General features: G+C 47.9%; 12 protein-coding genes. 4 read left to right on the top strand and 8 right to left on the bottom strand.

The features are described 5' to 3' along the window. Positions 1 to 21 precede the first annotated feature (21 nt). Positions 22 to 900 carry a LysR family transcriptional regulator gene (locus OC443_RS07470; RefSeq protein WP_073585095.1) on the top strand — a complete coding sequence of 293 codons (879 nt, stop codon included), beginning with the start codon at positions 22 to 24 and terminating at the stop codon, positions 898 to 900. A gap of 27 nt (positions 901 to 927) precedes the next feature. Here the strand turns inward: OC443_RS07470 and OC443_RS07465 are convergent, their stop codons facing one another. From OC443_RS07465 to fadI, 3 genes are all read right to left on the bottom strand, one after another. Further along, entirely contained in the window at positions 928 to 1,476 is a 549-nt protein-coding gene (locus OC443_RS07465) for an NAD(P)H nitroreductase (protein ID WP_073585093.1), read from the bottom strand. A gap of 166 nt (positions 1,477 to 1,642) precedes the next feature. Beyond that, complete coding sequence (gene fadJ / locus OC443_RS07460; RefSeq protein ID WP_073585091.1) at positions 1,643 to 3,772, bottom strand: fatty acid oxidation complex subunit alpha FadJ; 2,130 nt, start codon at positions 3,770 to 3,772, stop codon at positions 1,643 to 1,645. Further along, on the bottom strand, positions 3,765 to 5,075 hold the full coding sequence (fadI, locus tag OC443_RS07455) for an acetyl-CoA C-acyltransferase FadI (RefSeq protein ID WP_073585089.1): 1,311 nt from the start codon (positions 5,073 to 5,075) through the stop codon (positions 3,765 to 3,767). The genes fadJ and fadI overlap by 8 nt, the downstream gene beginning before the upstream one ends. An 803-nt stretch (positions 5,076 to 5,878) precedes the next feature. On the opposite strand from fadI, the gene OC443_RS07450 reads away from it, so the two are divergent. Continuing rightward, complete coding sequence (locus OC443_RS07450; protein ID WP_073585087.1) at positions 5,879 to 7,153, top strand: outer membrane protein transport protein; 1,275 nt, start codon at positions 5,879 to 5,881, stop codon at positions 7,151 to 7,153. Between the two features lie 61 nt (positions 7,154 to 7,214). Here the strand turns inward: OC443_RS07450 and OC443_RS07445 are convergent, their stop codons facing one another. From OC443_RS07445 to OC443_RS07430, 3 genes are all read right to left on the bottom strand, one after another. Continuing rightward, complete coding sequence (locus tag OC443_RS07445) at positions 7,215 to 7,685, bottom strand: low molecular weight protein-tyrosine-phosphatase (RefSeq protein ID WP_073585085.1); 471 nt, start codon at positions 7,683 to 7,685, stop codon at positions 7,215 to 7,217. A gap of 232 nt (positions 7,686 to 7,917) precedes the next feature. Then, entirely contained in the window at positions 7,918 to 9,138 is a 1,221-nt protein-coding gene (locus tag OC443_RS26300) for a hypothetical protein (protein WP_200796961.1), read from the bottom strand. Beyond that, positions 9,119 to 9,676, bottom strand: a complete 558-nt coding sequence (locus tag OC443_RS07430) for a hypothetical protein (protein ID WP_073585079.1) — start codon at positions 9,674 to 9,676, stop codon at positions 9,119 to 9,121. Before OC443_RS07430 ends, OC443_RS26300 begins: the two co-directional genes overlap by 20 nt. Positions 9,677 to 10,072: 396 nt before the next feature. On the opposite strand from OC443_RS07430, the gene OC443_RS07425 reads away from it, so the two are divergent. Then, a complete protein-coding gene (locus tag OC443_RS07425; protein ID WP_143169383.1) occupies positions 10,073 to 10,378 on the top strand; it encodes a hypothetical protein in 306 nt (101 codons plus the stop codon). A 247-nt stretch (positions 10,379 to 10,625) separates the two neighbouring features. On the opposite strand, the gene OC443_RS07420 is transcribed toward OC443_RS07425, so the two are convergent. Next, the gene (locus tag OC443_RS07420; RefSeq protein ID WP_073585075.1) at positions 10,626 to 10,901 is read right to left on the bottom strand and encodes a nitrogenase-stabilizing/protective NifW family protein; all 276 of its coding nucleotides are present in this window, start codon (positions 10,899 to 10,901) and stop codon (positions 10,626 to 10,628) included. Positions 10,902 to 10,931: 30 nt separating this feature from the next. Continuing rightward, the gene (locus OC443_RS07415) at positions 10,932 to 11,579 is read right to left on the bottom strand and encodes an HAD family hydrolase (RefSeq protein ID WP_200796963.1); all 648 of its coding nucleotides are present in this window, start codon (positions 11,577 to 11,579) and stop codon (positions 10,932 to 10,934) included. A gap of 420 nt (positions 11,580 to 11,999) precedes the next feature. Here OC443_RS07415 and OC443_RS07410 point away from each other — a divergent pair, with 420 nt between their 5' ends. Beyond that, positions 12,000 to 12,323 (top strand): DUF1820 family protein, encoded by a 324-nt coding sequence (locus OC443_RS07410; RefSeq protein ID WP_073585073.1) that lies wholly within the window; start codon positions 12,000 to 12,002, stop codon positions 12,321 to 12,323.

Raw genomic sequence — 12,323 nt, 5'->3', positions numbered from 1 at the left:
ATAACAGATGTATTAAAAACCATGAAGCTAGATGATTTAAATCTCTTCCGCCTGGTCGTCGAGAATGGCAGTTATACTGCAACATCAAGAAAAACGATGATTCCTGTTGCCACAATTACCCGACGGATTCAGGCACTTGAGGATTCCCTCAATCTGCGACTTCTTAACCGTCACGCGCGAAAGCTGTCTCTGACCGAAGCTGGCGAGCGTTTTTTTAAAGAGTGTTCCCCGCTACTGCAACGTCTTTCCATCACAGCTGAAGAGATCAGTGATGAATGCAGAGGCGCTTCCGGCAGAATCCGGATTTCTGCCCCATCCAACCTGACCAAACGCATGATCATGCCGATGTTCACCACCTTTATGCGCCATTATCCGGACATCAATATTGAGCTGACTACCAGCAATCAGGCAGACCAGCTCGACCCAACAGAATGGGACGTTATCTTCCGGGTCGGACCTCAGCGGGATTCATCCCTGATCGCCCGTAAGATCAGCGAAGTGAAAGACATTCTGGTCGCCAGCCCCGATTATCTGGCGAAACATCCGGCACCAGTCCACGCTGAAGACCTTGCCAATCATTCACTGCTCAAAGGTCTTCCGCTGATCAAATGGCAACTGACACACACTGACGGCGAAACCATTGTCAATAACGATAAAGGCCGCTTTCAGGCCAACGCACTGGATGTTGTCCGTATGGCCTGTTCAGAAGGGCTGGGAATCACGCTGATGCCGGATGTCATGTTAAAAGAACATCTGACGAACAAAACACTGATTCGCGTCCTCGACGACTGGAGTGCTAACTCCCGCGACATCTACATGCTGTACAACCACAAAGATCACCTGCCGGAAAAAGTACGGCTGTTTATCGACTTTGTGATGGGTTACCAGCCCGAATCATAGCAAAAAAATATTGTTAGTTTTATCAAATTATAAATATTCAACAAACTGTGAAAGTTCCCGCCGGGGTGCTTTCACCGGCTCTGTTGTTTGAGTTCCCAGATAAAGAAACCCGACAATTTCATCTTCGCCCTGCACATCAAACGCCTGACGAACTTCGGAATGGAACATCCACTGCCCTGATCGCCAAATTCCCTGAAATCCCTGAGCGACCGCCGCCATCTGCATCGCCTGCACCGCGCATCCGGCGGACAGATGCTGTTCGAATGCCGGAACTTTCTCATGAGGCGTTATTTTCGCAATCACGGTAATCACCATCGGCGCGCGAAAAGGCGCATTTTTCACCTTATCGCAGGTCGCCTCATCCCCATTTTCTGCCAAAACAGCCTTCAGCAGGATGTCTGATAATTTTTTCAGTCCTTCGCCCTGTGCAATCACAAACCGCCATGGGGTTAATCCGCCATGGTCCGGCGCCCTTAATCCGGCCTGAATAATATTTTCCAGTGCTTTACCTTCCGGTGCCGGTGCCTCAAGTTTTGCGACGGAACGACGATTTAACAATAGCTCTAAAGCGTCCATGAATCTCTCCTTTCTTAAGATAAACTGACTTAGCCGCTGAAATTCATCACAACATCTGACGAATGACAGCCTGACTGATGTTTTATTTTTCCGGACGAATGACCTCCGGATTTTTTCTTCAGGAAGGCAGCATACCTCAGGAAAATGACATTCCCAACCCCGGACACTACTCAAAATTCTTGTCGAAACGCTCGCCGGCCTGTGCCATTGCTTTCAACCGCTGGCTGGTCTGGTGGAGATCATTCACCGATAACCGTTCCATTTGCACAGCAATTTTCTCCGCACCAATATCATCTATATAGCGGAAAGGTCCGCCAAGAAAAGGCGGAAAACCAATACCGAAGATGGCACCAATATCACCATCTCCGGCAGAGCGAATCACCGATTCTTCCAGACACTGCACCGCTTCGCTCAACATTGGCAGCAGGCAACGCATCACAATCTCATCCGGTTCCAGCCGGTGTGATGACTGGCCGATATTCAGTAACGGGTAAATTGTTGGGTCCGGTTGTTTTCCCCGCCGGTTATAGCGGTAAAACCCCTGACCTGATTTCCGGCCTTTCCGCTGATGGCCGGTCAGACGACTAAGAAAATCCGGACTGGTGAAGCGATCACCCAGTTCCTGAATCAGTACCGGTGAAATTTTCATCGCCACATCAAAACCAACCTCGTCCAGTAATGTCATCGGCCCGACGGGAAAGCCAAATTCCACCAGCGCCTGATCGATGGTTTCCACCGGCACACCTTCGGCCAGGCACTGTAAAGCACCATTGATATAGCGCGCTAAAATACGGTTCACATAAAACCCGGCGCTATCTTTAACCACAATCGGGGTTTTGCCCTGCGCATAAGCCAGAGAAATCACCCGGGAAAGTGTTTGTGCTGAAGTTCGTGCATGAGGAATAATTTCCACCAGCGGCATTTTTTCTACCGGACTAAAGTAATGAAGCCCGACGACATTTTCCGGACGCTCAGCAGCCTGCGCAATCTGATGAATCGGCAACGAAGAGGTATTGGTCGCAAAAACCGTCTCAGGATTAGTACTTACTTCGGTCTGTTGCACGCTCTCCTGTTTCAGGGATAAATCTTCAAAAACGGCTTCAATCACAATATCCGTCTTTTCCAGTCCTGAATAATCGATGCTGCCTGACAGACGGGCCATCGTTGCCCGCAATTCAGCGGGTGAGATGATTCGCCGCCGCAGTTTTTTTCGCAGCACCTGGTCAATATAGCGAAATGCATGTAACACGCCCTGATGACTGATGTCTTTGACCCGGACCTGTTGTCTGGCTTTCTCCACCGTCACACAACCAATACCCGCGCCCATCAGTCCGCCTCCCAGAATGGCAACCCGCAAGCTGCCGGGCACCACTTTCTCCGGCTTCAGTTCACGTTTCAGCCGGTTCGTTCCAAAGAAAACGGCGCGCAGTGCGCAGGATTGCGGAGAAAACACCAGTTGTCCGAACCACTGAGCTTCCTGCAGCTGTCCCGGTATCATTCCTTCATCCAGTCCCAGCTGAATCACATCCAGCACCGCGTCCACAGCCGGGTAATGATGACGGGCTTTCGCCTGTGCTTTTGCCAGCGCCTGCCGGATGATCAAATGACGAACCGGCCTGAATTCAGACAAGCGTTGCAACAGTGATTTTTTCCGGAAGCTGAAAGCCTGATGAACCCGGACCATTTTCCGGGCTACATCCAGCAGCCCGTCCTGATGAACACAGGCATCAACCAGATGAAGCTTCAGTGCTTTTTTCGGGCGGAGTTTTTTACTGGTCAGCATCATGTCCAGTGCCGGCAGCAAACCAATCAGCCGGGGCAAACGCTGTGTGCCGCCCAGTCCGGGTAATATACCCAGCTGCAACTCGGGCAGCCCCAGACAGGTTTTCGGATCATCCGAACACACACGCAAATCACAGGCCAGCGCCAGTTCAAGCCCGCCACCCAGGCAGGCGCCATGAATCGCCGCAATCACAGGAAACGGTAATTCCGCCAGCTGAGTAAAAATCTCCTGCCCCTGTTGCACCAGCTGCCGGGCTTCCTGTGCGGAATGAAATTGATCGAACATTCCAATGTCCGCCCCGGCAATAAAGTTATCCGGCTTCTTCGAGTAAATGACCAGCCCGCTGGCTGGCGGCTGAGATCTCAGCCGGGCGAATACCGTACTGAGCTCTTCAATAAAGGAGGCTTTCAGTATATTGACTGACTCTCCGGGGATATCAATGGCCAGCCAGGCAATATCCTCGTCATACGTCAGCTCAAAACCACTTTGCGGAACACCGGCAGCATCATTCATAGGCGGCCTCCAAAACAATTGCACACCCAAGGCCACCGGCAGCACATGCCGTGACCAGCCCAAATTCACCACCGCGGCGACGTAACTCATGTAACTGTTGCGTGATCATACGCGCGCCGGTTGCCGCAAACGGATGACCATAAGCAATCGACCCACCCAGCACATTCAGCTTTGACGGCTCAACCGCACCGACCGGAGAAGGCAACCCGAGTTCACGGGCAAACTGATGACAGTCCAGCGCCTTCAGATTCGCCAGCACCTGAGCGGCGAACGCTTCATGAATATCAATCAAAGCGATGTCAGATAAACTCAGCCCGGCCCGCCTCAACGCAACCGGCACCGCGTACGACGGTCCCATCAGCATATTTTTATGCACCGGAATCGCACTGCCGGCAAATGCCCGCAGATAACCTAAAACCGGCAGCCCAAGCGCTTTAGCCCGTTGTTCACGCATCAGCAGCATCGCCGCAGCCCCATCGGTCAGAACCGAGCTGTTTGCCGCCGTCACGGTGCCGAAATCCTGGTCAAACACAGGCTTGAGTTCTGCGTACGATGAGCGCGGGGTCTTCTCCCGCACCGGGTTATCGTGCACTAAGCTGGTGCGATATGGTTTCGGATAAACGGTCATCACCTCATTACTGAGTAGTTCCAGTTGCCATGCTTTCGCAGCCCGCTGATGCGATTCCCAGGCAAAGTCATCCTGCACTTCCCGGCTGATTTGAAAGGTTTTGGCCATCTGTTCTGCAGTCTGTCCCATCGACAGGCCGGTCGAAAACTCAGCAACCGGTGGCGGGACAGGCAACAAATCCCGGGGCCGGACACAACGGAAAGCCCTGAGCTTATCCGCAAACCGTTTCTGTTTGGTACTGCGGATCAAAGCATCTGCCAGCCGCCGGGATAAACCAACCGGCAGAATTGATGACGAATCAGCACCACCGGCAATAGCGACTTCGTGATGACCGCAGGCAATTTCCTGCGCGGCGCAAATCAGTGTTTGCATGCTGGTAGTACAGGCGCGGGTAACACTATACGCGTCCGTGGCGGGATTCAGACCGGCATTCAATACGATTTCCCTGGCGATATTCGGGGCCTGTGGCATCTGAATCACTTGCCCGAACACCACCAAATCGACCCAGTCCCGGTCAATTCCGGTCCGCATCAACAATTCATTGACCACCAGCGTACCGAGTTCAAGTGCCATCATCTCCCGGAGTTCAGAGCACTGTTTGGCAAAAGGCGTCCGGATTCCGGAAACAATGGCGATTCGTTCCCCGGCATGAGTACGAAATAACTGCTCTGACATAATCCACCTGCAACAAGGTCTGACCTGTAAAAATTGTAGTCAAGCCGCGCTTTATCTACCAAGAAACAGGACGTGTAAATGCTGGAAATTTGAAGTAAGAAAACGGGGGAAAGCCATCATAATCGTGGATGCAGGGTTAAATCGCAGGCAAAAAAAAACCACACAAAACTGTGTGGTTGGAAAATATAAAGCAATTAACTTACGCCAATTGAAAAATCAGTTTCCTGATTAGGAGAAAGTAAAGTCAGCCTTCAAAAGGAAGTGTCATCTTGCTCAACATGTCAGCCTGACGGCTAACCAGATGACAAGTGTTAATATAATCACTTTCTGTCTTCTTTTTTTGAATTAGATCAATTTTGTATTGATTTAGATAAAAATCGGCATTGAATCAGCTCAAAAACATACATAGAACAAAAAATATATGAAAAATTACAACACACTTAAAAATGATCTGGACAATAACAGATTTATGATATAAGCAAAGTGTCACTATACAACCCAGAGCCCACCTTGGACGTAACCGGTTTTACTGTAAATTCTGTCATTTAGCCTGAATATGTACAAAACTCATTCAATCTGAAAGAAAAATACAGTTAGAGCATATACTTTAAAAATGCAGTTCTTCAGAACATATGCACTGTATAGTCAGCATTTCTGACTTTTTTCTCCGTCAAATTCGTGTGGTCGGATTTCTCTGGCCCTCACTTCTGTCTACTATCTGCCGCCAACTGAGTAAAAGCTCAAATTATCTCTTCCGGAATCCTGAACCGGAATCTCAGAGAGTATGTAAGGAAAAAGTATAGATGAAGAAACCGTGCGAATATTACAAAAAAGCCCTGATTGCCGTGGCAGTCTCATTGACAGCGCAACAAGCGGCAGCAGCAGGCTTTCAGGTTAATGCACAATCAGCCACAGGTCTGGGCCGCGCTTTTGCCGGTGACGCCGTTATTGCCGATAACGCATCCGTCATCTCGAAAAACCCGGCAGCAATGACCATGTTTGACAGTGTCTCGTTATCATTGGGTGTCGAGACAATCACCACTTTGATTGATGTAAAGAACGGTCAGTACTGCGGATTGGGTTGCCAGCTTGGTGCAACGTCCGCCGAAGATGCTTCTTACGACAATGCCGGTGATACCTCTGTCGCACCAAACTTTTATCTGATTGTCCCTGTTGATGATAAGTTCGCCTGGGGTTTCAGCGCCTACTCTAATTTCGGTACCAAAACTGAATTCAGCAATTCCTATGAAGGATATGAATACGGCGGCACAACGGATGTCAAAAGCTTTAACCTTGGCTTATCCGGGGCGTACCGGCTTGATGAACAGTGGAGCCTTGGCGCCGGTCTGGATTTGATTTACGGCAAGGGAAAATTACAACGTTCATTCAGCAGCAGTATTGCCGCAGTGGCGGGTACATCAACAGCGCTTGATGTGGATGCAGATGGCTGGGCAGCCGGATTTAACCTCGGCGTTGTCTATGAAATGGATACAGATAACCGCTTCGGCTTTGACTATCACTACAGCCCGGAAATCAAGACCAAAGGCGATATCAGCTATGCTGGTTATCCTCAGGCAAGTGGCAGCATTACCGATCATCTGCCACTAAAACTACCGGACTTTGCAGAGTTCTCCGGTTATCATCGCCTGAATGAAGATTTTGCGGTTCACTATAGTATTCAGTGGTTGAAATGGTCTGAGTTTTCCCAGCTGGAAGCCGATACCAGCGGTTTGCTGAAAACATATAACTGGCAGGACGGCTGGCACTATGCGCTGGGCGGCACGTATTACATGAATAAAACCTGGACACTGCGTGCCGGCTATATGTTTGACACCAGCGCACAGAACGACACCCGCTCGATTTCTGTGCCGGATTCTGACCGTCACTGGTTCTCTGCCGGTGTGAGTTATCATCTGGATGAACAGTCAACAGTTGATTTCGGCATGACTTATCTGCTGGGTCGTGATGTGGATGTCACGGAATCAACCCGTATGTCTGGCATGACATTATCAACACTGGACGGCACCACACACGCGGATGCAATCATGCTGGCCATTCAGTACAGCCATTCTTTCTGATCCGGCTTGCTGAACACCAAACAGAAAAAATCCGCCACCCGGCGGATTTTTTATCTCAGAATCAGGCTATCGCAATCTGATTCAGCACCGCCTCCGCGGACTCTTCCAGCAAATCGAGCACCAGCTCAAATCCATCCCCGCCGCCATAGTAAGGATCGGGAATCTCTTCATACGATGAGCTGCCATGACTGAGAAACAGAGAAAGCTTGTGCTGTAAAGACGACGGACACTGCGCTTTCAAATCAGCCAGATTCGCTCTGTCAGCCGCCAGAATCACGTCAAAGCGTTCAAAATCATCTGCCGTCACCTGCCGCGCCTGCATTCCCTCAAAGCTGTAACCACGCTGCTCTCCGGCCGCCCTCGCCCGGCTGTCCGGCGGATTTCCCTGATGGTAAGCAATCGTCCCGGCTGAATCGACCACCACGTCAATCCCCATCTCAGCCGCTTTGGCTTTCAGCACCGCTTCCCCGGTTGGGGATCTGCAAATGTTACCCATGCAGATCACCAGAATGGATTTTTTGTTGTGACTCATCGGCTTCACCTCACTTTCGCCCTGGTTCTGTTTATTTTGAATGAAATGAAGATCTTTTCAAATCAGAAAAAGACTATCTATCTTCGACGGAAAAATATTGATACCTGCTTCGAAAACGGAGATCTGATAGTGATGGCTCAATGTGCCACAGGTAAAAAAGCTGAGTTGAAGCGCTCATAGCAAAGGCGCGGTTTTATCCGGGGTATCACTTCTACACATAAAGAGAATACGATTAGGTCACCACCCCCACAAACCACTGAAGACCTTCGGTGATCAACCAATAGATACCATACGAGAATGGCAAAATAAAAGTCGCTGTAACAATGCACCATATTAAAGGCATCTGACAAAGATATTCAGCAACATCCCGGGCTTCACCTTGCGTCCATATATATTCACTTTGTCTGACGTTACTTTTTTCATTAGGTGTCAGCGAATTAGACAGCTCATACTTTTTAATTAACTGGCCAAAGTCCCGGTCTATTTTAAAAAGCCCGCCAGACAAGTGCCCCATAATAATCAGGAAAAAATGCAATAATGTCGGTGCTAAATTCGTCACAACCAATAAGACTAACCATCTGTTATCAGATGCGAAAGGGGCTGACATAAAAGCATCGAAAACCTCACGTGCATCCACCGGCCAGCCTGAAAATTGCGCAATAGACAGGATTGCATAAACACCACAAAAGACAAATAGCAGCATAACCAGGGCAACGATGAAATCTAACAATAGCCATAAACACCATCGGGTACCATCAGGCCGGTAGTGGCGCAAACAAAATTGAGTAAAACTAACCGACAACCAATCAGACAATCCATTGAGTACCGGAAGTGCCCCCAGAAAAAATATCAACACCAAACTTTTTTGATTTGTTACCAGAACAGAGCTGTCAATACCCACAATGACCTCTGATAAATAAGGAAATAAAAGGGCAAATAAAACGATCAATAACAGCAAAACAACAGAGAAGCATTGAATAATCATCCGTTGACTGCTTTGCAACATATTAGAAAACATATAGATAGCGACAGTGAGAGCACCAGCGACAGCGCCAGCGACAGCGCCAGCGACAGCGCCAGCGACAGCGCCAGCGACAACGACAGCGACAGCGACAGCGACAGCGACAGCGACAGCGACAGCGCCAGCGACAGCGCCAGCGACAGCGCCAGCGACAGCGCCAGCGACAGCGACAGCGCCAGCGTTAACGAAAGCCAAAGCGAAGGCAAAAGCGACAGCGACAGCGACAGCGACAACGCCAGCAATAGTGCCAACGCCAGAGACAACGACAACGACAACGACAACACCAATGCCAGTGACAGTACCAGCGACAGCGACAGCGACAGCGCTAGTGTCAAAGATATCGCCAAAACCAATGCCAATGCCAGAGACAGTAGCAGCGACAGCGAAAGCGACAATGCCAGCGACAGCGACTTTAGTTATACCTTTTTGCAATAAAACGACAGCTTTGCCTTTCAAAGACACCACGAATAAACGAAATGTTTAAGAAAAAAAACGCAACCAATATACATATGATGAGAAATAACCATTTCATATATAAATGAGTATTCGTAAATAATTCAATCCTATTGAAAAAAAACACATTATCAGAAAAAACCCAGGTAAGGACGACAAAAGCAATGGGGTAGAAAAATGCAATGAATAAAGCCCGGTTAAAACCGGCAATATCCAGTTTTTTCTGGTCATAGATTTTAGCGAGTATCTGCTCAGTTAAATTTTTGGCACTTAGAAAAGGATTAGATTGCAGTGTTGATCTTAATTGATTGATTTGCTTTTCTTTTAGCCTGGGGCCATTGATATCCGACCCGCCTTCATAGATCTCTTTAAAACCGAACAGGTTTAAAAACCGTTGAGGCGCAGTTTTAACCAAAATGAGAAAGAACGTTCCAACAATGGGTCCGGATATATACCAGTGCTGCAACAACCATTGCCATGAAAACAAACCAATAACATCTTTAAAAGACCACCCCATTCAGTATTCCCCAGTTCAAAATACCCAAACCAAATACTACCGCCTGTAATCATTCCATTTATTCTTAAGACATCTTAAATCATTTCAGTTGAATATCAATCAGGTGAATATATGAAAGGAAAGTGACTGAAAGTTACGATATGTTTTATACCCAAGCAACCTGAAGATGCAGGGTTGTTTGGGTATAAGTTTATACATTTAAGGCTTTCCGTGACATCACACTTCTTTCATTGCAATGATGTATTGATTAAAAAAGACAACTCCATTTATATGTGATCATGTTCATATCATTTATATTATTTTCTGATTTAATAGATTAAGTAGGTTTTCGCATATTACATTGCCAGACTTACCTGAAACTAATTTAGTTGTATTAAAATTTTTTATGGAAAAACAATGAAAAAATTGAATTTAGCTCTAAATGTCGCACTTATGTTGTCGTTTTCGGTACTTAGTTCTCAAGCAGTTGCATCGGGATCATGTGGAAAAGTCGTTGCTCATTCTATTTGGGCACAAGGAAATTGCCATGGTCACTTCTTTAAGTATCAAGCAAGAAAGTATGAAAATTGTGGATTGTGTACTACATACGAGTGGGGTAAACCAACACATAAGGGATATGGCAAAAATTGGACTCCGAAGTGGAATAAGGAAGCAAGGAAGTATTACTGTCCTCATTCAGAAAAAGATAGCTGCTTCGAATAATACAACAAAAGGCCACTCCAGGTCGTTTTGATAAAAAGACATAACAAAATGTTGATGATCTGAACGCGTTAAAAACGCATGTACCAGCTCAAATCTGATCTGACAGTGACCTGTTTTTTGGTGCTTTCTTCAAATCAGATTTGAGCTAAATTCTTTTCTGCCCAAATCTTTTTTCCATCCAATAATGATCTGACCACAAATCTGACATTTACGGAGGGTTCAGCCACAAAACCGGGCTTTAACACCCTCACCGCCTTTGGCAAGACGTGCAGCCGCGGCAGGCGGAGCGGGTGTGCGGGTCAAGCAGGCTGCGCTGAACTTTGCAGTAGGCATTTTTCAGGGCGCGCCGGGCGGCAAACCAGTCTTCGGGTTTTTCCAGCAGCAGATAGCCGTTAAACCGCTTCACTAACTGCTTGCCGTGCTGGTCGATAAAGCGTTGGTCAAATTCAATTTCAAAGTAATTCAGCGCTTGTTCAATCGAAGTAAACGCTGCAATGACCTGCTGAATATCCTTTTGGCTCATCCCTGCCTCCCTGTCTGCTGCTGACCCTGACTACCGGCCCATTTGACTATAATCTGAAATCACCTGTACCGCCTGAGATAGATCATTGTTTGCATTAAATTCGTGGGCAAAGGCAACCACATCACACCCGGAGGCGATGCCTGATTCAATCCCTGCTGCAGAATCTTCAAAGATCAGCGCGTCTTGCGGCGCAACGCCCAGCTGAGACAAGGCGGACAAATACCCCTGCGGATCCGGCTTATGACGGGTGACATCTTCTCTGGCAATCACCACGCTGAATATCTTTGCGATCTGCATCGCACTGAGAATATTTTCCACCATCCAGCGGGCGCCGGAGCTCACCACAGCACAGGGCTGACCGGCATCTTGCAGGGATTGCAGATAGTCAGACACACCGGGGTTCAGCGCTAATTCCCGGGCAAGTAACTGTTCATAATGCGCCCTGAATTTCTGATCAAATTCAGCCTGATCCGGATTAAATCCTGCGTGTTGAAAGAAATGCGCCGTCACTGCTGACCAGTGCTGCCCCATCACCGTTTGATACAGATGATAATCAACCGGGAAGCCATAATCATGGCAGGTCAGCGCAATCGCCCGCCCTTTTAAAGGCTCAGAATTCACCAGCGTGCCATCCAAATCAAATAAATAAGCTTTATAATTTTTCAAATCTTTCTCCATGACCTGTATCAGTCTGTTTTTATTCATCTTTCAGGGAAAACCCTGTATACCTATACCCAGGCAACCTGAAATACCCTGGCAACCTGAAGATGCAGGTTGCCAGGGTATATCTGTTCAAAAATGCTCCGGGAAAAGATACAGATTATCAGCCGGAAACCAAACTATTTTTCTGCAGGATGCGATCACCTGCACCCCGGAATGCCGGAGAATCATTCTGATCACTTAATACCTGACAATGGCTGACAGCAAATTCACGGCAAAGTGTTGACCTGTACGCAAATTAACCACAAAGATTCACCGGTGATACCATTCTGTGCCAGAATCAGGTTAACCATCAATGCCTGCCCGGCTATCCGCTGTAAAAAGAAACCGCTGTAAAAGACGGGCTCAAGAGCCGGGCTCACGATAAAAAAACAAGCCATGACGAAGCCAAAAGCATTATATAAAGTGATTTTTATCCAGGCCGGAAAGCAATATGAAGTGTTTGTCCGGGAATTGCACAGCAGCAATATCTTCGGTTTTATTGAAATTGGTGATTTTGTCTGGGATACCCAAACGACGATTGTACTCGACCCCAGCCATGAGAAGCTGAAGGATGAATTCACGGCTGTTGACCACACTTTTCTGCCGATGCACTGCATTCTGAGAGTTGATCGGGTTGCCCAAAACGGCACGGCAAAAATCATTGAACTGAATGATAAGGTGACACACTTTCCCGGCCCTGTGTATACACCGAAAAAGTGA

It is taken from the genome of Vibrio quintilis (assembly GCF_024529975.1).
Taxonomy (GTDB): Bacteria; Pseudomonadota; Gammaproteobacteria; order Enterobacterales; family Vibrionaceae; genus Vibrio; species Vibrio quintilis.
Note: the sequence above shows the minus strand (reverse complement) of the source record. Positions and strands in the feature narration are given on the sequence as shown.

Bases quoted from the DNA above. Each gene is read 5' to 3' on its own strand.
- OC443_RS07470 (WP_073585095.1), top strand. From the start codon at position 22: ATGAAGCTAGATGATTTAAATCTCTTCCGCCTGGTCGTCGAGAATGGC.
- OC443_RS07465 (WP_073585093.1), bottom strand. From the start codon at position 1,476: ATGGACGCTTTAGAGCTATTGTTAAATCGTCGTTCCGTCGCAAAACTT.
- fadJ (WP_073585091.1), bottom strand. From the start codon at position 3,772: ATGAATGATGCTGCCGGTGTTCCGCAAAGTGGTTTTGAGCTGACGTAT.
- fadI (WP_073585089.1), bottom strand. From the start codon at position 5,075: ATGTCAGAGCAGTTATTTCGTACTCATGCCGGGGAACGAATCGCCATT.
- OC443_RS07450 (WP_073585087.1), top strand. From the start codon at position 5,879: ATGAAGAAACCGTGCGAATATTACAAAAAAGCCCTGATTGCCGTGGCA.
- OC443_RS07445 (WP_073585085.1), bottom strand. From the start codon at position 7,685: ATGAGTCACAACAAAAAATCCATTCTGGTGATCTGCATGGGTAACATT.
- OC443_RS07430 (WP_073585079.1), bottom strand. From the start codon at position 9,676: ATGGGGTGGTCTTTTAAAGATGTTATTGGTTTGTTTTCATGGCAATGG.
- OC443_RS07425 (WP_143169383.1), top strand. From the start codon at position 10,073: ATGAAAAAATTGAATTTAGCTCTAAATGTCGCACTTATGTTGTCGTTT.
- OC443_RS07420 (WP_073585075.1), bottom strand. From the start codon at position 10,901: ATGAGCCAAAAGGATATTCAGCAGGTCATTGCAGCGTTTACTTCGATT.
- OC443_RS07415 (WP_200796963.1), bottom strand. From the start codon at position 11,579: ATGGAGAAAGATTTGAAAAATTATAAAGCTTATTTATTTGATTTGGAT.
- OC443_RS07410 (WP_073585073.1), top strand. From the start codon at position 12,000: ATGACGAAGCCAAAAGCATTATATAAAGTGATTTTTATCCAGGCCGGA.